Consider the following 22,435-nt stretch of genomic DNA (forward strand, 5'->3'; position numbering starts at 1 on the left):
TGAGAACTGCATTTGTGAGTGATAAGCAACCTTTCGATTTAGTCACCAACTATCAACCTGCAGGTGACCAACCACAAGCCATTGAAAAATTGGTTCAAGGGATAGAACAGGGCTACCATGATCAGCTATTACTTGGGGTTACAGGTTCAGGCAAGACTTATACCATGGCCAATGTAATTGCCAGAACACAGCGACCGACCATTGTTATGGCACATAACAAAACGCTGGCAGCGCAGTTATATGGCGAGTTTAAAGCGTTCTTTCCGAACAACGCAGTTGAATATTTTGTCAGTTATTATGACTATTACCAGCCTGAAGCCTATGTGCCATCTTCAGATACCTTTATTGAAAAAGATGCGGCCATTAATGATCATATTGATCAAATGCGACTCTCGGCTACTCGTGCATTATTAGAACGTCGTGATGCGATTATTGTCGCATCGGTATCTGCAATTTACGGTTTGGGCGACCCTAATGCTTATATGAGTATGTTGCTGCATGTGGTGCAGGGCGATCGGGTGAATCGTGATGATTTAATCCGTCGTTTGGTCGAAATGCAATATAGCCGCAATGAGTTGGAATTTTTGCGCGGTACTTACCGTATTCGGGGTGAAATTTTAGATGTTTTCCCAGCCGAATCTGATCAGCATGCTATTCGCATAGAATTGTTTGATGATGAAGTTGATTCGATTCGTTGGTTTGATCCACTCACAGGTAAATTGGTACGTAAAGTACCACGTGTGACCATTTATCCTAAAAGTCATTATGTTACGCCTAAAGATAATTTGGAACGCGCGATTGGCACCATTAAAGAAGAACTGAAAGAGCGTTTGGTATTTTTTCGCGAACATGACAAATTACTAGAAGCGCAGCGCATAGAACAACGTACCCGCTATGATTTAGAAATGATGCAGCAATTGGGCTATACCAATGGGATCGAAAACTATTCACGACATTTGTCTGGACGGCCTGCAGGTGAAGCACCGCCAACTTTATTTGATTATGTACCTGATGATGCCTTGCTGATTATTGATGAATCGCACGTGACTGTCCCGCAAATTGGCGCGATGTATAAAGGTGACCGTTCACGTAAAGAAAACTTGGTGAATTATGGTTTCCGTTTGCCAAGTGCGTTAGACAACCGCCCGATGAAATTTGAAGAATGGGAGCGCATTGTGCCATCCACAATTTATGTGAGTGCCACACCTGCAAAATATGAATTGGAAAAATCGCAGCAAATTGTAGAGCAAGTGGTGCGTCCAACTGGGTTGATTGACCCTGAAATTGAAATTCGCCCCGTGTTAACGCAGGTCGATGATGTGCTGTCTGAAATCAATCTGCGTAAAGAATTGAATGAGCGGGTGTTGGTCACCACTTTAACCAAACGCATGGCCGAAGATTTGACCTCATATTTAAAAGAATACGGCATTCAGGTAGCTTATTTACACTCCGATATTGATACCGTAGAACGCGTTAAAATTATTCATGAATTGCGTACAGGCGTGCATGATGTGTTGGTCGGCATTAACTTGTTACGTGAAGGCTTAGACATGCCGGAAGTGTCATTGGTGGCCATTTTAGATGCTGACAAAGAAGGTTTTTTGCGTTCGGAACGTTCGTTGATTCAAACCATTGGGCGTGCGGCGCGTAATTTGAAAGGTAAAGCAATTTTATATGCAGATCGCATTACTGACTCAATGCAAAAGGCGATAGATGAAACGGAACGTCGTCGTGCCAAACAAATTGAATTTAATGAATTACACGGCATTACCCCACGCAGTGCAGTACGTCAGGTGATTAAAGAGATTGACACAGGTGAAGTGCTGAATGATGAGCATATTGATGAAAAAATCAATGCGCAAAGCCGTGCTTTTAGTGACGATGAACAACACATTTTGACTGACCCTAAACTATATGCCAAACATATAGCCAAACTTGAAAAAGAGATGCTAAAAGCCTCTAAAGAACTGCAATTTGAACAGGCGGCACGTTTACGTGATGAAATTTTGCGTTTAAAAGCACAAATGTTGCAATCAGGCTAAATTGCGGGCGAGTTGCATTCTCATTGTATGTGCAACGATCTGAACCAAACGTGTATGTAAAATTTGAGTTGCAAAAATTACATATCCATACAGTAAATTGAAATGCTTGCGGTTATTTTTGAACAAGATAAACAAAATTGACTAAAAATTAGAGTTTAGAGGTTGGGAAAATGGCTAAAAAACTTCCGTTTGCAGGTGCGCGACTTGCCAAAATTGCCCTTGGTGGTGTGGTACTGATTGGTTTGGGTGCTGCAACAATGGCATATTCCAAAACCAATGAACCGATGAAAACGGTAGAAAAAGTTGAGTTAGATAAGTATTTGGGCGTTTGGTATGAAGTGGCGAGAAAACCTCTCTATTTTCAGAATAAATGTGCTTCCAATGTAACCGCAGCCTATACCTTAAATGAAAATGGCAATGTGCATGTGGATAATCGTTGTATTGCAAAAGATGGCAAACAAATGCGTGCTGTTGGCGAAGCTTTTGTACAAAATGCGCCTTTTAACAGCAAGCTCAAAGTTAGCTTTTTACCTGAAGTCATTCGTTGGTTGCCTGTAGGGCGGGGTGATTATTGGGTGTTAAAGCTGGATGATGATTATCAAACGGCCTTGGTGGGTGAGCCACGTCGTAAATATTTATGGGTACTTTCACGTACGCCGCATCCTGATCAGGCTGTTGTGACTGAATATCTGAACTATGCCAAATCACTCGGTTATGATTTAAGTGATATAATTCATACCAAACATACGCAAAATAAAAAGTCAGACTAAGTTGCAACAGCTCCAGAGCTATTTATAGATATAAGCAGATAAACGCATGCAGACCAATTGACCACGCAAAAGCTGCGTGTTTTTTTTATGTCCTGTCATTTTAAATTTTGAACATTCGATCAATTTCTAAAACAACATAGATATGGATATAATGCCGACTGATATAGGAGAGTCGGATGTATAAAGGCGTTGCATTATCGGTTTTAGCATCGGTCACTTTTGGGGTGCTATATTTTTATACCCAATTACTCAAGCCTTTAGACAGCGAAGAAACTTTTGCGTGGCGTATGTTGGCAACTTTGCCATTCCTGACCTTGTTTATGTGGTGGTCGGGAGATTTAAAACATATTTCTGCGATTTTTCAGCGGCTCAAACAACAACCTCAATTCATACTTTGGCTGATTTTTAGTTCGTTTTTATGTACCACGCAATTGTGGCTGTTTTTATGGGGACCGATTAACGGGCGTGGTTTGCAGGTTTCACTGGGTTATTTCCTATTGCCTTTGGTCATGGTTCTGCTGGGCTGTGTGCTATATAAGGAAAAATTATCAACTTGGCAGATGGCAGCAGTTGCCTTAGCCGTGCTAGGTGTCAGTCATGAAATTTGGCGCATTGGCACGGTGGCATGGGAAACCTTATATGTGGCATTTGCCTATCCTTTATATTTCTTTTTACGTCGTGTATTTCAAACCGATCACTTGGGTGGATTTTGGTGGGATTTACTGCTTGTCATTCCTATCGCGGTATATCTAGGCTTTTATTATAGTGACAGTGTAAATGTCATCGCAGCTTTTCCATATTTAATTTGGTCGGTACTTGGACTGGGCTTTTTAAGTGCATTGGGACTTGGCAGTTATATTTTGGCCAGTCGCTATTTGCCTTTTGTGATTTTTGGTTTATTGAGCTATTTAGAACCTGTGCTGTTGGCTTTTGCATCTATGTTGTTAGGTGAACGAGTTGAAGCAGGGGAATGGCTGACTTATATTCCAATTTGGTTGGCGGTTGCATTATTGGTGGTTGAAGGGTGCTTGCATTTAAGAAAGCAAAAAATCAATCAGCAAGATTTACAGCACAAGATTCAACAGTCATCTGGACCATAAAAGCCATGTCGCTGTGATGAGACATTGAAATTTCCAAAAGCTTAGTGGAGTTTGGCATCATCTTACTTTTAATCAAAAAATTGAACTTTTGTTGAAATAAACAAAATCACCCAAAAATCACAACTATTTTATGAATTTATAGTGAATATAGAAAAATAGTCGGGTTAGTACCAGCTTTTTGATTCAATCTTGACGTCAATTCCATTACAATTATCGGGTTTTTAAATTCATGCCTAGATATACAATTAATTAGAGGACGTATCTGTGAGCAAAGAGACTATCATCGCCCTACACGCAGAGCACCAAGGTCGCTGGAAAAACCGTGAAGAAATCGCGGAACGTATGATTGCTTTACTCGGTCAGTTGTACCGTGAAAAAAATATCATGGTTTCAGTATTTGGTCGTTCTTTAGTTAACCGTTCTGTGATTCAAATTTTGAAAGCACACCGTCGTACTCGTATGATGGATGTAGAACTTTCAGTTGTTCATACTTTCCCATTGCTTGAAGCTTTGGCAAAAGTAGACAACATCGGTTCAGCAGAAATCGACTTAGGTAAACTTGCTGTTGAATATAAAGAACAAGGCGGCGATGTAAATGCATTTGTTGCAGACGCTGTGAAATCTTTAGCGGGCAATCCAACAACTGTAGAAAGCAAAGATGTTGTACTTTACGGTTTTGGTCGTATTGGTCGTATTCTTGCGCGTTTAATCATTGGTCAATCTGGTCTTGGTCGTGGCTTAAACCTTAAAGCAATTGTGGTACGTAAATCATCTGATGGCGATTTAGAAAAACGCGCGTCTTTATTGCGCCGTGACTCTATTCACGGTCCATTTGCAGGCACGATTTCTGTAGATGAAGAAAATGAAGCAATTATCGCAAATGGTAACTTCATTAAAGTGATTTATGCATCTAACCCGTCTGAAGTAGACTATACGGCTTATGGCATCAACAATGCATTGGTGATTGATAACACAGGTAAATGGCGTGATGCAGAAGGTCTTGCACAACACCTTCAATGCCCAGGCGCTGCACGTGTAATTTTAACCGCACCTGGTAAAGGTGACATGAAAAATGTGGTGTACGGTGTTAACCAAGCTGACATCCTAGATGAAGATAAAATCATTTCTGCAGCAAGCTGTACAACGAATGCAATCACACCAACTTTAAAAGTGTTGCATGACAAGTACACCGTTGTGAATGGTCATGTTGAAACTGTTCACTCATTTACTAACGACCAAAATTTGATTGATAACTATCACAAGGCTGATCGTCGTGGTCGTGCAGCAACATTGAACATGGTTATTACCGAAACAGGTGCAGCGAAAGCAGTTGCGAAAGCATTGCCTGCATTACAAGGTAAATTAACAGGTAACTCTGTACGTGTTCCAACGCCAAACGTATCACTTGCTATCTTGAACTTAACGCTTGAGAAAGAAGTAGATCGTGAAGAAGTGAACGAATATATTCGTCAAATTTCTATTCACTCTAACCTTCAAGGTCAAATTGGTTATACCAACTCGACTGAAGTGGTTTCAAGTGACTTCATTGGTTCGCGTACTGCAGGTGTGTTTGATGCGCAAGCAACCATCACTTCAGGTAACCGTTTAACTGCTTACGTTTGGTATGACAACGAAGTGGGTTATAGCTGCCAAGTACTACGTATTGCTGAACAAATGGGCGGCGTAAGCTATCCTAAAGTTCCTGCTGAAACAAATGCATAATTTGTGAAAGTTAAAAAAGAGCCTCATTTGAGGCTCTTTTTTTATGCGCTTTAATTCATCATCGAATATAAGAGTGAGTGTTGAAATTTTCACCGAATACGTTATTATAAACTTACTAAAATAAAGTCTATGCTAAAAAGTAAGTTTTATTTTGCTTTCAAGTTTTTAAAGCCTCAACAATAGAAATAAAAGAAGGATACCGTTATGCAATACGCCACTAGTCACATACTTGGACAAGTCCTTGCTAAAGATTGTCCATCTCGGGTTCGTTTGGAGCATCTAGCCAACAAATGGTCAATGTTGGTGTTACATTGTTTAAGCGAGGGTTTACACCGTTTTAGTGAGTTAAGACAGCGCATTGAAGGAGTGAGTGAAAAAATGTTGGCACAAACGCTTAAAACCCTAGAGCAAGATGGGTTAATTTTGCGCACAGTTTATCCGACAGTGCCGCCTAAAGTGGAATATCAGCTCACTTTTGACGGCTCACAAATTGCAGCAAGAGTGAATCAACTGATTGAGTATTTAGAACAGCATTTGCCTGAAACTTCACAGCAATCTTCCAAATAATAGATAGTGTATCTTTGGGGGGAAGTCGTTGTAGAAGTAACTAATGCGAAGCACATTTGGGATGATTAAATAGCACGTTGATGTGAAAAATCATAACGATCAATCAGTAAAATTCCTATGGTAAACACCAAAATACTGGCAACACCATCCATTCAGCGCCCGTGTTATTATGCGAAGACCGCCGTCAATGAATAAAGTGCTGCACTTGAAAACAAATGGTCATATATCGCATGAATACGCGAAAGTGCGGTGCATCAATTCAATATACCAAGTTTTGATTCAACACGTGAAAAACCGTTAAACCCAAATGCTCATCAACACACCGACAGCATAAGCCATAATATTCTGCTGTGCAAAAAAAGAGGAATGCACGCAAACAACCTCAAGCCAATAAATAAAATTGTGACAAAATTTTCACGACCTTTGCCCACCGTTTTACCGGACACACTTGAAGAGAAAATTCCAATCACACCCAATGCACCAAAAAGCCCGATTTGAAAATCACAAAAAATGATAAGACGAATTGGCTAAAACAAAAGTCATGCAAGCAAAACCAAGGACAAAATGGCAAAACCCAATGCACCTGCGCACGCTATGAATTAAATATGGCTGAGTCACAGCCAATTGAATTAAAGAACGATAAATGCCTGCTACAGTCTAGTCTGTGTTGCCAGTCGTAGATGGAAGTTTTATCCATAACAAGCCTGCAAAAAGTAGGGTCATAATGCCGCTGCTGAAATAGACTGCTTCCCAAGATCAATAGGTCGATACAAAACCCACATAAGAAAAAAATGATCTTCTCATTGCTAAAAGCAATGAGTGATTTGAACAATCAGTGATAAAAAGTAGTTCTGTATACGATTGCATAAATATAATTCGAGAAATTTTCTAAAATATGGCAGAATATACGGCTTTTAAAGTTTTTAGAGGATTGGCAAGATGCGCTTTGTTGATGAAGCAGTCATTACCGTAGAGGCTGGCGACGGTGGCAATGGCGTAGCCAGTTTTCGCCGAGAGAAATTTGTACCATTTGGTGGACCAGATGGTGGTGATGGTGGTCGTGGCGGCAGCATTTTTATTCAAGCCGACGACAATGCAAGCACCCTTGTAGATTATCGTTATACCCGTAAATTTCGGGCTGAACGTGGTAAAAACGGTTCAGGCGCAAACTGTGCAGGTCGTGGTGGTGAATCTGTCGTTTTGACCGTTCCAGTGGGCACAACCATTGTTGATACAGACTCTGGCGATATTATTGCAGATTTAGTCGAAAGCGGTCAGAAAGTATTGGTCGCTCAAGGTGGTGATGGTGGTTTAGGGAATACTCACTTTAAATCATCTACTAACCGTACACCGCGTAAATTCACGCATGGTGCCAAAGGTGAGTTCCGTGAAATCCGTCTGGAGTTGAAAGTCCTTGCCGATGTAGGCTTGCTAGGCATGCCTAATGCGGGTAAATCGACCTTTATTCGTGCCGTGTCTGCGGCAAAACCAAAAGTTGCTGACTATCCATTTACTACCATGGTGCCAAATTTAGGCGTGGTGGATGCAGATCGTCATCGTTCTTTTGTCATGGCAGATATTCCAGGACTGATTGAAGGTGCAGCAGAAGGCGCAGGTTTGGGGATTCGCTTCCTGAAACATTTGGCGCGTACTCGTATTTTACTGCATATTGTGGATGTTCAACCTATTGATGGTTCTGATCCTGCGTACAATGCCAAAGCGATTCTGCAAGAGTTGGAAAAATTCTCTCCAACTTTGGCGAAATTACCAATCGTATTGGTGTTGAATAAACTTGATCAAATTCCTGAAGATTCACGCGAAGAATGGTGTAAACACATTCTGGAAGAATTGCAGTGGGATGGTCCTGTGTTCAAAACTTCAGGTTTAATGTCTGAAGGAACACAGCAAGTCGTGTATTACTTGATGGATCAAATTGAGCAACAACGTGAACGCGAAGTTGAAGATCCTGAGTACGCAGCAGAAATGAAAGCATTCCGTGATCAGCTGGAAGCTGAAACACGTGAACAAACCATTGCCGCGAAAGAAACGTATCGTGAGATGCGACGTCAGCAACGTCTTGCAGGTATATTGGGTGATGACGACGAAGACGATGATGGTGAAGATGGCGAAGTAGAAGTGTATTACGTACGCTAAGCGCTACAAAAAGTGACTGAGGACAAGATGATAGAAGTGGTAGATGGGCAACGTCAGCTCAAGGGTTGTAAACGAATCGTTGTTAAAATCGGATCATCTTTACTCACAGCCAATGGGCAAGGTTTAGATTTGGATGCGATCTCGCATTGGGCGAGACAAATTGCAGATCTACACAATGCTGGACACGAAATTATCTTGGTGTCATCGGGTGCTGTGGCTGAAGGTATGGTGCGAATGAAACTTGAGCATCGACCCACCGATCTACCCAGTCTTCAGGCATGCGCTGCTATTGGTCAAATGGGCCTGATTCAGACGTGGTCAAGTGTGCTGGAAAAGCACCAAATTCAAACGGCACAAGTACTTTTAACGCATGATGATCTGGCAGATCGTCGTCGTTATTTAAACTCATGCGATGCCTTGCAAAACCTGATTGAATGGCGCGTGATTCCAGTTATCAATGAAAATGACACGGTTTCTACCGATGAAATTCGTTTTGGCGATAACGACACTCTAGCTGCAATGGTCGCAGGGCAGGTACATGCCGATTTGTTAATCATTTTGACCGATCAGCAAGGCATGTTTGACTCCGACCCACGTTCTAATCCAAATGCGAAACTGTTCCATACTGTACGTGCTTTGGATGAAAGTCTGTTTGATATGGCGGGCGGTGGCGGCAAGTTTGGGCGTGGCGGTATGCTGACTAAAGTTCGTGCGGCACGTTTAGCGGCTAAATCGGGCTGTCCGACGTTGATTGCCAGTGGTGAAAGTGACAACGTACTTGCGCGTTTAATGGCGGGCGAATTGTTGGGTACTTTATTTATTACCGATAATGACCGTATTGCCGCACATCAACAATGGTTGGCAGCACATTTACAAACAGCAGGGCGTTTGGTGATTGATGATGGCGCAGTTAAAGCCATTAAAGAAAACCACCGCAGTTTATTGCCTGTGGGTGTCAAAGCTGTAGAAGGGCATTTTGAACGTGGTGATGTGGTGGAATGTGTAGATACACAAGGCCATCGTGTGGCAGTGGGACGTGTTAATTTTAGTTCGCGTTCTGCAGATTTGATCAAAGGCTTGGCTTCTGACAAAGTGCATCAGGTGTTAGGTGAGGCACGTTCATTAGAGATGATTCACCGTAATCATATGGCGATTTATTAATGTTGTAATATATTGAAATTAAATGAATAAAATAATTCATTTGATTTTTTAACTACTTTTTTAGCTACTTGGTAAAAAGCCTACTCAAGATAAGTAGGCTTTTTACTGTTAAATATATTTAGATATCAAAAACAAGTTTTTGGGTGTCATTTTTACCCGACTTGTAACGTATGTTTCAATTTGGTGGTCTTACATGAACCTAGATAGCTTAAAAGATTTATTATTATTTTTGAATTTCACACAACATCAAAGCGTATTTACCAAAGAATTTACTTCCGGAGATCATAGCCTTTCAATTGATTTTGATAAAAAAGAAATCATTTATCCTGAAGATGCAGGTTTAAAAATCAATGAACGTCAAACCTGTAATTTTTCCAGTAACGAAAATTTTGTGGTGTTTGAATGTGTACACCGTTTACTCGAAAAAGGCTATAAACCTGAGCACATAGAGTTAGAGCCAAAATGGAAACTAGGGCATGGTGCAAGTGGCGGACGTGCGGATATTTTGGTGAAAAACCATCAAAATCAACCCTTTCTAATTATTGAATGTAAAACCTTTGATCGTGAATTTAATAAAGCTTGGAAAGAGACGCTTGAAGATGGTGGACAGCTTTTTAGTTATGTCGAGCAAGAAAAATCAGTTGAATTCGTGTGCTTATATGCATCGCAATGGAATGAAACAGACCAAAAAATTGACGATCAGCAACGTATTATTTCAGTTAAAGATAACCCGATTATTTTAAAAGATTTGCCTGACGCCTTAAATTACAGCAATGCCAAAAACGTCAAAGAGCGTTTTAAGGTATGGAAAGACACCTACCAACTTGAAGCGACTGAAAAAGGGATTTTTGAAGATAATATTCAGGCGTATCAAATTGGTAAAGATAAATACACGCTAGCGATTGATACTCAGCCAATTAATAGTATGAACATTAAAGGCAAGTATCACGAGTTTCGTACTATTTTACGCAAACATAACGTTTCACGCCGTGAAAATGCCTTTGAAGTGTTGGTGAATTTATTTTTATGTAAAATTGTGGATGAAACCCAAAATCCTGAAGATTTGCATTTTTATTGGAAAGGCATGGCATATGACAGTTATTTCGATTTAGTCGATCGCCTGCAAAAGCTGTATAAAATTGGTATGCAACAATTTTTACAGCAAGACATTATTTATGTCAGCCAAGATGATATTGATGGTGCATTTTGGGCAATTAAACAAAAACCGAATGCCACCGAGCAACGAATTAAAGAACTCTTTCAACAACTTAAATTTTATAAAGGCTTAGATTTCGAGTTTATTAAAGTTTCCAACAAAGAAAAGTTTGAGAAAAATGCCAAAATTTTGATTGAAATTATTCAAATGTGGCAAGGTTTACGCCTAACCTCGACCGAAGAAAATCAATTCTTAGGGGATATGTTTGAGTATTTCTTAGATAACGGTATTAAACAAAGTGAAGGGCAGTTCTTTACACCTATTCCTATTTGTAAGTTCATTGTGTCAGCATTGCCATTAGAAAGCATGTTGCAACAACATTCTGAACCGTTAAAAGTGATTGATTATGCGTGTGGTTCAGGGCACTTTCTTAATGAATATGGCTCGCAAGTCAGTAAACTACTTAAGCCAATTAAAGATATTGATGAACCAAATAGTTACTATGCACAAACTTATGGCATTGAAAAAGAAGATCGTTTAGCCAAAGTATCTAAAGTGGCATCGTTTATGTATGGGCGTAATGAAGTTAATATTATTGATGCTGATGCCTTAATCTCCCATGAAAATATCAAACCTGAAAGTTTTGATGTATTGGTGGCAAATCCTCCATTTGCTGTCGAGGATTTTTTACAAACCATTGATGAGGTGGAGCGTGAAAAATTTAAATTATTTAATTTGGTGAATAATCCTAGCAATAATAATATTCAGTGTTTCTTCTTAGAACGTGCGCAACAACTGCTTGCCCCTGATAGCGTGATGGGCGTGATTGTGCCAAGTTCGATTCTAAGCAATAGCGACAGTATTCACATTGCCACCCGTGAAATATTATTACAGCATTTTGATTTTTTAAGTATTGTTGAATTGGGTAGCCAAACCTTTGGTAAAACAGGTACAAATACTGTGGTGTTGTTCTTACGCCGTAAAGCACAGCGTCCTGAACAAGCCGTACAATTTAAAAATCGGGTCAATAATTTCTTTGCTGATTGGGAAAATGAAAAATCAAGTGGCGGCGGTGCATATCAAGATATCAAAGTGGTGGAAAAATATTGTCAGCATACAAAAATTGACTTTGCACTGTATGAAACACTGTTAAAAGGCAAGCTTAATGCAGACTTATTGGCGATAGACATCTTTAAGGATTACCAAACCGATTTTAATAAACAGGCTGAAATTGTGAATTTGAAGAAACAAAAGCAATTTAAAGCCAAAACTGAAGCTGACCAACAAGCTGAGTTAGATAAGCGTTTACTTAATTATTTAACCAACATTGAAAAAGACAAGCTGTATTACTTTATGCTCACCCAATATAACGCAGAGGTAGATAACAAAGCTCGCCCATTGCTAGTAGTAAAAAGCCCAAGCGATAACAAAGAACAGAAAAAGTTTTTAGGTTATGAGTGGAGCAGTGCCAAAGGTAATGAAGGTTTAAGTTATTTGGGGGGTGATACGGTATTTGACATTAATACGCCATTATTTGACCCAAAAAACCGTGAGAATAGTGAAAAAATTAGTTATGTGATTCGGCAGAATTTTAATGGCGAGCAGGTGAATATTCCTGAGCATTTAACGCCGTTTGTGTCGCAAGTGTATTTGCATGATGTGCTGGATTTTAGCCGTAAAGAGTTTAATAAGGCGTTTAATTTATCGGCACAAAGTAAAGTTGAGATTGAAACTAAGTGGGATTTGGTGAAGTTGCCCGATGTTGTTGAAATTAATAAAGTAACTAAAAATCCGGAAAAAGAATTTGGAGAAGAAAGATTTATCTATATTGATATTTCATCAGTCGAAAGTGGTACAGGTAGAGTTAATTTAGAAAATATATTATCACCAAATGAAGCACCAAGTAGAGCCAGAAGAGTTGTTCAAAAAAATGATATTTTATTGGCGACAGTTCGTCCCAATTTAAAAGCGTTTGCATTCCTAAAAAATTTACCTAATCAAAATGTTTTAGCTTCTACAGGGTTTGCTGTATTAACAGCTAAATCAAATATTTTAGCTCAGTATTTATATGTGTGTTTATTTCAGAATTTTATGATTGATCAAATGGTTGCAGTGATGGGGAAAGGGCAATATCCAAGTATTAATGAAACTGATATTTCAAACTTTAAAATCCCACTTCCACCTTTAGACATTCAACAAAAAATTGTTGAAGAATGCGAAGCGATAGATAACCAGAGGGAACAAGCTCAATCATTAATTGCACAGCTTGAGAATAATATTTCATCAATTATTCAAAATGTTAGCGGTGATCGTATTAAAATAGGTTCACTCTATAGTTATTCGAAGATGAGAATTCAGGCTGATTTATTAAATGCTGATACATATGTCGGAGTCGATAACTTATTACCAAATACCAAAGGAAAGAAACCTTCAGAGTTTGTGCCCAATTCTGGAACAGTAACACAATACGGTATTGGTGATGTTTTACTCTCAAATATCAGACCTTACCTAAAGAAAATTTGGTTAGCTGATATAGTTGGTGGTGCTTCAAATGATGTTTTAGTTCTTAAAAGACAATCTGAAAACATCCGTGAAAAATATTTCTTTTACAATTTGAAGCAAGATCAATTTTTTGAGTATTCGATGCTCGGTAAAAAAGGTGTAAAAATGCCAAGAGGAGATAAAAATCAAATTCTAGATTATCGAATCCCTTTACCACCTTTAGCCGAACAAGAAAAAATTGTTGAGCAAATTGAAGCATTAGAAATGCAAATTGCACAAGCGCAACAAGTGATTGATGCAGCACCTCAGCAAAAGCAAGCGATTTTGCAAAAGTATTTGTAAGTAATAAAAAAAGTCCCGCAGCGTACAGCAACTTGCGGGACTTTAATATGTTCAACACACTGACCAAATAGCAAATGCGCATATTGTTATCACTTTGTTGAGGGAAATATCATGCAATTACAATTACGAAAAATCGAGAATAGCTTAGGCATCATTATTCCAGCATCTGTCATGCAACAATTTAATCTTAGGGTAGATACACCTGTAGAGATCGTAGAACAAAATGGAAACATGATGATCAAGCTCATGATTCAGAAGCAATCTAAACTTCCATTCAGTGAGTCTGAATTACTTGCCAAGATTGATGCTGACAGCGCACATAGCGACTTAATTGCAAAGCCTATTGGCAAAGAGTGGTGTGAATAAGCACTTATTGATCGGAGCGACTCATTGGTCTGAGTAGCGTCCCTCAAAATAGTTTATTTCAAGTTTATTTAAACTGAATCGTTCCATTTGCATTGACTGTAATTTTAGATTCACCTGCTGCCATATCTTGATCAGCTACAGCCGTTTCTGCGACTGCAAATTTTGCCATGCTTGCGCGCATAACAGGCTGCGGGAAATAAGAATTGGTGTTTAGGTTCAAGTTAACCAAGTTATAGCCCGATTTATTCCAAGCCTGACTTAACATTTGCGCACGTTGCTGGAAGCTTTTAGACGCTTCGACCATCAACTCATTTTCAACCTTTTTACGTTGTGCATCCGACACACTAAAATTAATAGATTGAGTCTGAAAGTTTTGTTGTAGCTCACTCACCAATTGGCTTGCTGCTTTAAAATCGGTACTTTGCACACGTACTTCTGCACGACCACGCCATTCTTTTAACTTACGACTGTCATTGTCGTAAATTGGATAGGTGGTTTGTGAACCCGTTTCAACTTTCACTTGTGGATACTTACGTGCAGTTGCAATGGCTTGGCTCATTAACTGGTTAATTTGTGATGCAAGTTCAGCAGGCTGTTTGTGACTTTTTTCAATATATAACACAGCATGCATTTGATCATTTGAAACTTCGCGTGTAGCTTCGGCTTGAACATTGACGATATTGTAATTTAAAGATTCATTTTGTTGGGCAAAAGCAGTGCTTGCAGCACCAACAGCCAACAGGGTAGCAGCGAGAGAAAGTAAGCGCATATTTTAACCTATTATTCAGGGGATCAGGATTTATGAAAAGCGTTTGAATTGATTTAAATAGTAACTTTGCTTTGTGAGGATTTTTAGTTGAATTTGTGGTGGCTTTGTAAAATATGCGTTAAAAATTGCAGCAAAAAAGCATTTATAAAATTCAATAAAAATAATGATCTATACTATTTTGAAAATAAATGCTGCATGACTTGAGAGATTGTGCAAAAAAACGTATAAAGGAAGTGGAAAGAGTTAAATTTTCTTTCCTTTGTCACAATATAAGATGATAATTCAATCCAATCATCTGCAAGATATGTTTTTTCGATGAAATTAGGCAATATTTGGGTTAAACCTGTTTATTTTCTAGAAAAATTAGGTATTATCCCGCATCCTAGTCTTGAAGAACAAAACTCTATCTCGCTAGATCAAAAAAGCACCGAGTCAAAGGACCGCAAGTCACCAGACTTATTTCTTTCAACCCATATCAGAGATGGTAATTCGATATGAGCGTTACTTCTGTAAACCCTGCCAACCATTCCACAAACGAATACTACTTGACTCGCCAAAGTCAGATGGAATCGAATGTGCGTAGTTATCCTCGTAAATTACCGTTAGCGATAGCGAAAGCACTGGGTTGTTGGGTTACCGATGTTGAAGGTACTGAGTACCTAGATTGTTTGGCTGGGGCAGGAACCTTGGCATTGGGCCATAACCATCCTGCGGTGGTTCAAAGCATCCAAGACACTTTAGCGAGTGGTTTGCCATTACATACCCTAGATTTAACGACACCTTTGAAAGATGCTTTTACTGAAGCGTTACTTTCACACATGCCTGGTGGTCAAGAAGAATACTGCTTGCAGTTCTGTGGTCCTACAGGTGCAGATGGCACAGAAGCGGCAATCAAACTTGCAAAAACCTATACAGGTCGTAGCTCAGTCATCAGCTTCTCAGGTGGCTATCATGGTATGACTCATGGTTCATTGGCGATGACAGGTAACTTGTCTGCGAAAAACGCAGTCAATGGTTTAATGCCTGGCGTTCAATTTATGCCATATCCGCATGAATACCGTTGCCCACTGGGTATCGGTGGTGAAGCGGGTGTAGATGCTTTAACGTATTATTTTGAAAACTTCATTGAAGATGTAGAAAGCGGTGTAACTAAGCCCGCAGCTGTGATTCTTGAAGCAATTCAAGGTGAAGGCGGTGTAGTCACTGCACCAGTTAAATGGTTGAAAAAAATCCGCGAAGTGACTGAAAAGCACAACATCGTTTTAATTTTAGACGAAGTTCAAGCGGGCTTTGCACGTTCAGGCAAAATGTTTGCATTTGAACATGCAGGTATTGAGCCAGACGTTGTTGTCATGTCTAAAGCTGTTGGTGGTGGTTTGCCATTGGCGGTACTTGCAATTAAACGTAAGTTTGACGCATGGCAGCCAGCAGGTCACACGGGTACTTTCCGTGGAAACCAATTGGCAATGGGTACTGGTCTTGTGGTGCTTAAAACCATTAAAGAACAAAACCTTGCACAAAACGCGCAAGAGCGTGGTGAGTTCTTACAAGCTGAATTGAAAAAATTAGCGGTTGAATTCCCATGTATTGGTAACGTGCGTGGTCGCGGTTTAATGATTGGTATCGAAATTGTAGATGAACGCCAAGAAAAAGACCGTTTAGGTGCTTATCCAGCAGATTCTCAATTGGCTGCTGCTGTTCAAGCTGCATGTTTTGACAACAAATTGTTGCTTGAGAAAGGTGGTCGTGGTGGTACGGTAATCCGTTTACTTTGCCCACTCATCATTACTCAAGAAGAGTGTGTAGAAGTCATCGCTCGCTTCAAGAAAGCAGTTGCTGAAGCGTTAGTCGCAGTTCGAGGCGCATAAGTTTATGGTAGATTTTGCAGAACATCGTAAAGCGTTACTCTGCAATGATGCTCAATCCATTGCTGACTACAGTGCAGCAATGGAACAAGCGACTCAAGCAGTCGCGGCATGGTTGCAAAATGACAAAATGTACACAGGCGGCAGCATTAAAGAATTGCGTGAAGCGATTTCTTTCCAGCCTGCAAAACAAGGCTTGGGTGTACAAAAGTCATTGGAACGCATGGTTGAGCTTTTCTTAAACAAAAGTTTAAAAGTTCATCATCCACATTCTTTGGCACATTTGCATTGCCCAACTATGGTGGCAAGTCAAATTGCAGAAGTGCTCATTAACGCAACCAACCAATCTATGGACTCTTGGGATCAAAGCCCTGCAGGTTCATTGATGGAAGTACAACTGATTGACTGGTTACGTCAAAAAGTTGGCTATGGTGCAGGTCAAGCAGGTGTGTTCACTTCAGGTGGTACACAGTCCAACCTGATGGGTGTGTTATTGGCGCGTGATGCGTGTATTGCAAAGAACTGGAAAGATGAAAACGGTAATCCGTGGTCTGTTCAGCGCGATGGTATTCCAAGCGATGCAATGCGTAATGTGAAAGTCATTTGTTCTGAAAATGCACACTTCTCTGTGCAAAAGAACATGGCGATGATGGGTATGGGTTTCCAGTCAGTTGTGACTGTACCTGTCAATGAAAATGCACAAATGGACGTGGTTGCACTTGAGCAAACCATGGCGCATTTAAAAGCTGAAGGTAAGATCGTTGCGTGTGTGGTTGCGACTGCGGGTACAACCGATGCAGGCGCGATTGATCCACTTAAAAAGATTCGTGACATCACCAATCAATATGGCGCGTGGATGCACATCGACGCAGCTTGGGGTGGTGCATTAATTCTTTCTAACAGTCATCGCGACATGCTTGATGGTATTGAGTTGTCTGATTCTGTGACACTGGATTTCCATAAGCATTATTTCCAAACTATTTCGTGCGGTGCGTTCTTACTGAAAGATGAAGCGAACTATCGTTTCATGCACTATGAAGCAGAATATTTGAACTCTGCTTATGATGAAGAGCATGGCGTACCAAACTTGGTGTCTAAGTCACTACAAACAACACGTCGTTTTGATGCGTTGAAACTTTGGATGACAATTGAAGCCTTGGGTGAAGAGCTTTACGGTTCGATGATTGATCATGGTGTGAAGCTAACACGTGACGTTGCTGATTATATTAAAGCGACTGCTGGTTTAGAATTGTTGGTTGAACCACAATTTGCATCAGTATTGTTCCGTGTTGTACCTGAAGGTTATCCAGCAGAGTTCTTGGATAGCTTGAACCAAAACGTAGCAGATGAGTTATTTGCACGTGGTGAAGCCAATATTGGTGTTACTAAAGTCGGTAATGTTCAATCATTGAAGATGACCACTTTAAGCCCTGTTGCAACATTAGACAACGTGAAAAACTTATTGGGCTTGGTATTGGCAGAAGCAGATCGCATTAAAGATGCGATTGTAGCGGGTACTTATACACCACCAATCGACTAATGTTCTCATTATTCAGATTGTGATGAAACACAATAAAAGAAGTCACTACGGTGGCTTTTTTTTGTGCCTGATTAAAAATATTGCAGTGAAGTGTGGTGGAAGCATTTTACCGTTTTTGCTTGAATGTTGTGATGGATTACGTGGTTTTGGCTTAAGAAATGCACTGCTGATGACATAAAAATTACGCAATTGGTGAATAAACATCAATTTTGGAAGATAAAACCATAAACAATGATGACATTGGCATGAATTATTACATTTGAAAAGCCAATCTAAGAAAAAAACGAGCACAAAAATATTTTATTACATATTGATTTTTAAGGAAATTAAAATAAATCAACGTAGAAAAGGCAAATATAATCAAAGCGTAACAAAGTTGTAACATGCTTGTCATATTATAAAACCAAAATGCAGTTATCGAAATAAGTACAAAACTTAATAACAAGTGACGTACTCCGAACTTGCATAAATGAGAGAGAACAGAATGCGCTTTACTAACATCGCCATTGCTTTAGCCGTATCTGCAGCAGCTGTAGCAACAACTGCAAACGCAGCTCGTGACACCATTCAAATCGCGGGTTCTTCAACCGTTCTACCATACGCTAGTATTGTAGCAGAAGAATTTGGTAATACTTTCCCACAATTCAAAACTCCAGTTGTTGGTTCAGGCGGTTCTTCAGGTGGTTTGAAGCAGTTCTGTACAGGTGTAGGTGATAACACAATCGACATCGCGAACTCTTCTCGTAAAATTAAAAATTCAGAATTAGCAGCTTGTAAAAAAGCTGGTGTTAACCAAGTTTTAGAAATTAAAATTGGTTATGACGGTATCGTATTTGCTTCTAACGCAAACAAAGCAGCTTATAAACTAAAGCCTTACCATGTGTTTGCAGCTATTGCAGCTGAATTACCATCTAAAGGTAAAATGGTTGCTAACCCATATACACGTTGGAACCAAATTGACAAAACACTTCCAAACGAGCCTATTACACTTGTAATTCCAGCGTCAAACCACGGTACACGTGAAGTGTTCCAAGAGAAAATGGTTGATGCAGGCTGTGAGGCTTATGCTGCGATTAAAGCATTAGACAAAGATGCGCAAAAGAAAGCATGTACTACTTTCCGTAAGGATGGTCGTGTAATTGAAATTGCTGGTGACTACACAGAAACACTGGCACGTTTGAAAACATCGCCAAGCGCAGTAGGTGTGTTCGGCTTAGGTTTCTACGACCAAAACCGTGACCGTTTACGTGTTGCAACTGTGAACAACGTAACACCATCTGAAAACACTATTTTAAATGGTTCTTACCCAGTATCACGTCCATTGTTCTTCTACGTGAAAGGTGAGCACCTTAAATCAATCAAAGGCTTACCAGAGTTTACTGAATACTTCTTGAGCAAAAAAGTATCTGGTAAAGGTTCTAAGTTAGACAAAGCAGGCTTAATTTCTATGTCTGACAAAGAACGTGCACAAGTTCTTGCTAACTTCAAAGCTGGTAAAGCGGTTAAGTAATTTGAGTTAAAACAGCTGATGGCAGGGATGACCTGCCATCGGCTTTTTGCTAAGAAATGTTTTTTCAAAAACGAAATTGAAAAAACAGTGGAGAATACATGAATCTGCTACTCATAGGTGTGTTATTGGCCATTATCGCCATAGCCTATCAAATCGGGTTAAGCAAGAGCCGTAACCTAGCAGGTAAGGGAAATAACTCTGCAATGTTACATTCACGCCCAGGATATTATGGTGCGTTGGTAGCATTATGGTGTGGTATCCCTGCTTTTTTAATTTTGATTGTTTGGAACTTGGTTGAACCAAGTATTCTAGAGCAAGTGGTGATTAATAACGTGCCAGCGCACATTGCTGCGAGCTTAGACCCTGCAAGTACAAGTGTTTTGGTTGATCGCGTACAAGCCATTGCATCTGGTTTTGGTGTGAGTGATACACCTGCTGCATATGAAGTTGCAGCGGCAGAGCAATTAGCGAAAATTGAAACCATTGGTTCTTATGCCAAACTTGCGGTGGTGATCTGTGCGGCCTTATTTGGTTTGGTGTGGGCAAAGAAACGTATTTCACAACAATTCCGTGCACGTAACCAAGTTGAAAAAATCATCAACATTTCTTTGGCATTATGTTCTGGTGTCGCAATTCTGACTACAGTCGGTATTGTGATGTCTATGTTCAGTGAAGCAATGCGATTCTTTAGTTTCGTTAACCCACTGGATTTCTTCTTTGGGACGGTCTGGAACCCTGGTTTTAGCACCTCGGGTAGTGCAGATGGCAGTTATGGTTTACTTCCATTACTGTGGGGTACATTGATGGTGAGTGGTATTGCCTTATTGGTTGCAGTACCTATTGGTTTAATGATTGCCATTTACCTTGCAGAATATGCATCGCCTAAATTCCGTGCATGGGCAAAGCCGACCATTGAGGTTTTAGCAGGTATTCCGACCATTGTGTACGGTGTATTTGCCATGATGATCATCGGTCCGTTCCTTAAAACAGCGGGCGCAATCATTGGACTAGATATTAATGCCACGAGTGCATTAACTGCTGGTTTAGTGATGGGTATCATGATCATTCCTTTTGTATCTTCATTGTCTGATGACATTATTACGCAAGTGCCGCGTGCGCTACGTGATGGTTCTTTAGGCTTAGGTGCAACCAAATCTGAAACCATTCGTCGCGTGGTGATGCCAGCTGCATTGCCAGGGGTGATTGGTGCGTTCTTACTTGCTGCGTCACGTGCAATTGGTGAAACCATGATTGTGGTGTTAGCTGCAGGTAATAGTCCTTTACTACACGCAAACCCATTAGAAGCGGTATCTACGGTTACGATTACGATTGTGAACCAGTTAACAGGTGATACAGATTTCGCAAGTCCGCAAGCATTGGTTGCTTTCGCACTTGGTTTGACCCTGTTCGTGATTACCTTAGGTTTGAACATTGTTGCACTATACATCGTGCGTAAATATCGTGAGCAATACGACTAATGAGTACTTCAAATACATCGTCTTTGGATCAGTTAGATCCACAAGCTGCTGCCGAATTACGTGAACAACGTAAAAATACCATTGCCAGTTCATTGGGCAAACGTCACCGTAAGGAAAAAACCTTTCGTTTGATGGGGTTTTCGGCAGTTATTGCAGGTTTATTCTTTGTCGTATTGTTATTCGGCAGTATCTTATCTAAAGGTTTGCCTGCGTTCTGGCAAAGCAGTATGAGCCTTCCAATTTACTTCGATCCAGCGATTGTCAATGTAGGTCCAAAACCTAAGGCGATTTCAGGTGAGTCACCAGCACAATACGAAGAACGTATGATTAAGTGGCAAACCGAAATGGGTATGGTCGATTGGGATGCCCTCATTGTGAACGGCATTATTGCTAAAGATAAAGCGCTAGAAGCTAAGCGTGATGATCTTGGTTACTTATATACCAGTTCAGAAGCGTACCGAGTACGTGACATGGTGTTGGCTGATCCTTCTTTAATTGGTCAAACCAAAGAAGTGAAAGTTCTTGCAGATGCCAACGTTGATGTATGGTTAGAGGGCAAGATTGACCGTAGTTTACCAGATGAGCAGCAACAGCTAAGCCCTGAAGTACGTCAACTGGCAGATCAGCTCGAATCACAAGGTATTATTGAAAGTACTTTCAATACCAATATTTTTGTTAGCCCAGACTCACGTAGTTCTCCAGCGACTTCTGGTTTGGCAGGCGCATTCATGGGTTCGTTATTCATGATGCTGATTGTAATATTTATTTCGATTCCAATTGGTGTTGCGTCGGCAATTTACTTAGAAGAATTTGCACCTAAAAATGCGATTACTGATATTATTGAAGTGAACATCAATAACTTGGCTGCTGTCCCTTCTATTGTATTCGGTTTGCTAGGTGCTGCGATCTTTATTGGCTGGATGCATTTACCATTGTCTGCACCATTGGTCGGTGGTTTGGTACTCAGTTTAATGACTTTACCAACCGTGATTATTACCACGCGTGCATCATTAAAAGCAGTGCCACCGTCGATTCGTCAAGCTGCTTTAGGTTTGGGTGCTTCTCGTTTACAAACTGTGTTCCACCATGTACTCCCACTTGCATTGCCAGGTATTTTAACGGGTGCAATTATTGGTGTCGCACAAGCTTTGGGTGAAACCGCACCATTGTTATTAATTGGTATGAGTGCTTTCGTTGCCAGTGTACCAGCAACTCCACTTGATCAATCTACTGCGTTACCTGTGCAAATTTTCTTATGGCAGGGTAATGAATTGCGTAACTTCTTCGAGGGACGTACCGCTGCAGCCATTATCGTACTTCTTGCGCTAATGATTGGCTTAAACAGCTTTGCAATTTGGTTGCGTAAGAAGTTTGAAGTACGCTGGTAATTG

15 protein-coding genes are annotated in these 22,435 nt (G+C 40.2%); 14 read left to right on the forward strand and 1 reads right to left on the reverse strand.

Going from position 1 to position 22,435, the window contains the following annotated elements; all coding sequences use genetic code 11:
• Nucleotides 1–14: 14 nt before the first annotated feature.
• The 9 genes from uvrB (at nt 15) to AC0T5Z_RS05000 (ending at nt 13,882) form a co-directional block, all read left to right on the forward strand.
• The gene (gene uvrB / locus AC0T5Z_RS04960) at nt 15–2,042 is read left to right on the forward strand and encodes an excinuclease ABC subunit UvrB (protein WP_291335301.1); all 2,028 of its coding nucleotides are present in this window, start codon (nt 15–17) and stop codon (nt 2,040–2,042) included.
• Between the two features lie 170 nt (nt 2,043–2,212).
• Nucleotides 2,213–2,812 carry a lipocalin family protein gene (locus AC0T5Z_RS04965; RefSeq protein ID WP_291335299.1) on the forward strand — a complete coding sequence of 200 codons (600 nt, stop codon included), beginning with the start codon at nt 2,213–2,215 and terminating at the stop codon, nt 2,810–2,812.
• 176 nt (nt 2,813–2,988) lie between these two features.
• Nucleotides 2,989–3,912, forward strand: coding sequence for an EamA family transporter RarD (gene rarD / locus AC0T5Z_RS04970; RefSeq protein WP_291335297.1), 924 nt, complete (start codon nt 2,989–2,991; stop codon nt 3,910–3,912).
• Between the two features lie 264 nt (nt 3,913–4,176).
• Nucleotides 4,177–5,634, forward strand: a complete 1,458-nt coding sequence (locus AC0T5Z_RS04975; protein ID WP_291335295.1) for a glyceraldehyde-3-phosphate dehydrogenase — start codon at nt 4,177–4,179, stop codon at nt 5,632–5,634.
• Nucleotides 5,635–5,838: 204 nt separating this feature from the next.
• Complete coding sequence (locus tag AC0T5Z_RS04980; protein WP_317097513.1) at nt 5,839–6,201, forward strand: winged helix-turn-helix transcriptional regulator; 363 nt, start codon at nt 5,839–5,841, stop codon at nt 6,199–6,201.
• A 939-nt stretch (nt 6,202–7,140) separates the two neighbouring features.
• On the forward strand, nt 7,141–8,355 hold the full coding sequence (gene cgtA, locus AC0T5Z_RS04985; RefSeq protein WP_291335291.1) for an Obg family GTPase CgtA: 1,215 nt from the start codon (nt 7,141–7,143) through the stop codon (nt 8,353–8,355).
• Nucleotides 8,356–8,382: 27 nt separating this feature from the next.
• Complete coding sequence (proB, locus tag AC0T5Z_RS04990; protein ID WP_317097514.1) at nt 8,383–9,516, forward strand: glutamate 5-kinase; 1,134 nt, start codon at nt 8,383–8,385, stop codon at nt 9,514–9,516.
• A 193-nt stretch (nt 9,517–9,709) separates the two neighbouring features.
• Nucleotides 9,710–13,516: an N-6 DNA methylase gene (locus AC0T5Z_RS04995; RefSeq protein ID WP_435336778.1), complete on the forward strand. Its 3,807-nt coding sequence runs from the start codon at nt 9,710–9,712 to the stop codon at nt 13,514–13,516.
• A 111-nt stretch (nt 13,517–13,627) separates the two neighbouring features.
• Nucleotides 13,628–13,882, forward strand: coding sequence for an AbrB/MazE/SpoVT family DNA-binding domain-containing protein (locus AC0T5Z_RS05000; RefSeq protein WP_070153098.1), 255 nt, complete (start codon nt 13,628–13,630; stop codon nt 13,880–13,882).
• Between the two features lie 64 nt (nt 13,883–13,946).
• Here AC0T5Z_RS05000 and AC0T5Z_RS05005 read toward each other — a convergent pair whose 3' ends face one another.
• Entirely contained in the window at nt 13,947–14,651 is a 705-nt protein-coding gene (locus AC0T5Z_RS05005; protein ID WP_435336779.1) for an SIMPL domain-containing protein, read from the reverse strand.
• Nucleotides 14,652–15,145: 494 nt separating this feature from the next.
• Here AC0T5Z_RS05005 and AC0T5Z_RS05010 point away from each other — a divergent pair, with 494 nt between their 5' ends.
• The 5 genes from AC0T5Z_RS05010 to pstA all read left to right on the forward strand — a co-directional run bounded on the left by AC0T5Z_RS05010 (nt 15,146) and on the right by pstA (nt 22,432).
• Entirely contained in the window at nt 15,146–16,519 is a 1,374-nt protein-coding gene (locus tag AC0T5Z_RS05010; RefSeq protein WP_230244198.1) for a diaminobutyrate--2-oxoglutarate transaminase, read from the forward strand.
• Between the two features lie 4 nt (nt 16,520–16,523).
• Nucleotides 16,524–18,056 (forward strand): pyridoxal phosphate-dependent decarboxylase family protein, encoded by a 1,533-nt coding sequence (locus AC0T5Z_RS05015; RefSeq protein ID WP_435336780.1) that lies wholly within the window; start codon nt 16,524–16,526, stop codon nt 18,054–18,056.
• Nucleotides 18,057–18,540: 484 nt separating this feature from the next.
• Nucleotides 18,541–19,566, forward strand: a complete 1,026-nt coding sequence (locus AC0T5Z_RS05020; protein ID WP_435336781.1) for a substrate-binding domain-containing protein — start codon at nt 18,541–18,543, stop codon at nt 19,564–19,566.
• Between the two features lie 98 nt (nt 19,567–19,664).
• Nucleotides 19,665–21,044, forward strand: a complete 1,380-nt coding sequence (gene pstC, locus AC0T5Z_RS05025) for a phosphate ABC transporter permease subunit PstC (RefSeq protein ID WP_435336782.1) — start codon at nt 19,665–19,667, stop codon at nt 21,042–21,044.
• Nucleotides 21,044–22,432 (forward strand): phosphate ABC transporter permease PstA, encoded by a 1,389-nt coding sequence (pstA, locus tag AC0T5Z_RS05030; RefSeq protein ID WP_435336783.1) that lies wholly within the window; start codon nt 21,044–21,046, stop codon nt 22,430–22,432. The genes pstC and pstA overlap by 1 nt, the downstream gene beginning before the upstream one ends.
• The last annotated feature ends 3 nt before the right edge of the window (nt 22,433–22,435 follow it).

It is taken from the genome of Acinetobacter pengchengensis, assembly GCF_982235305.1.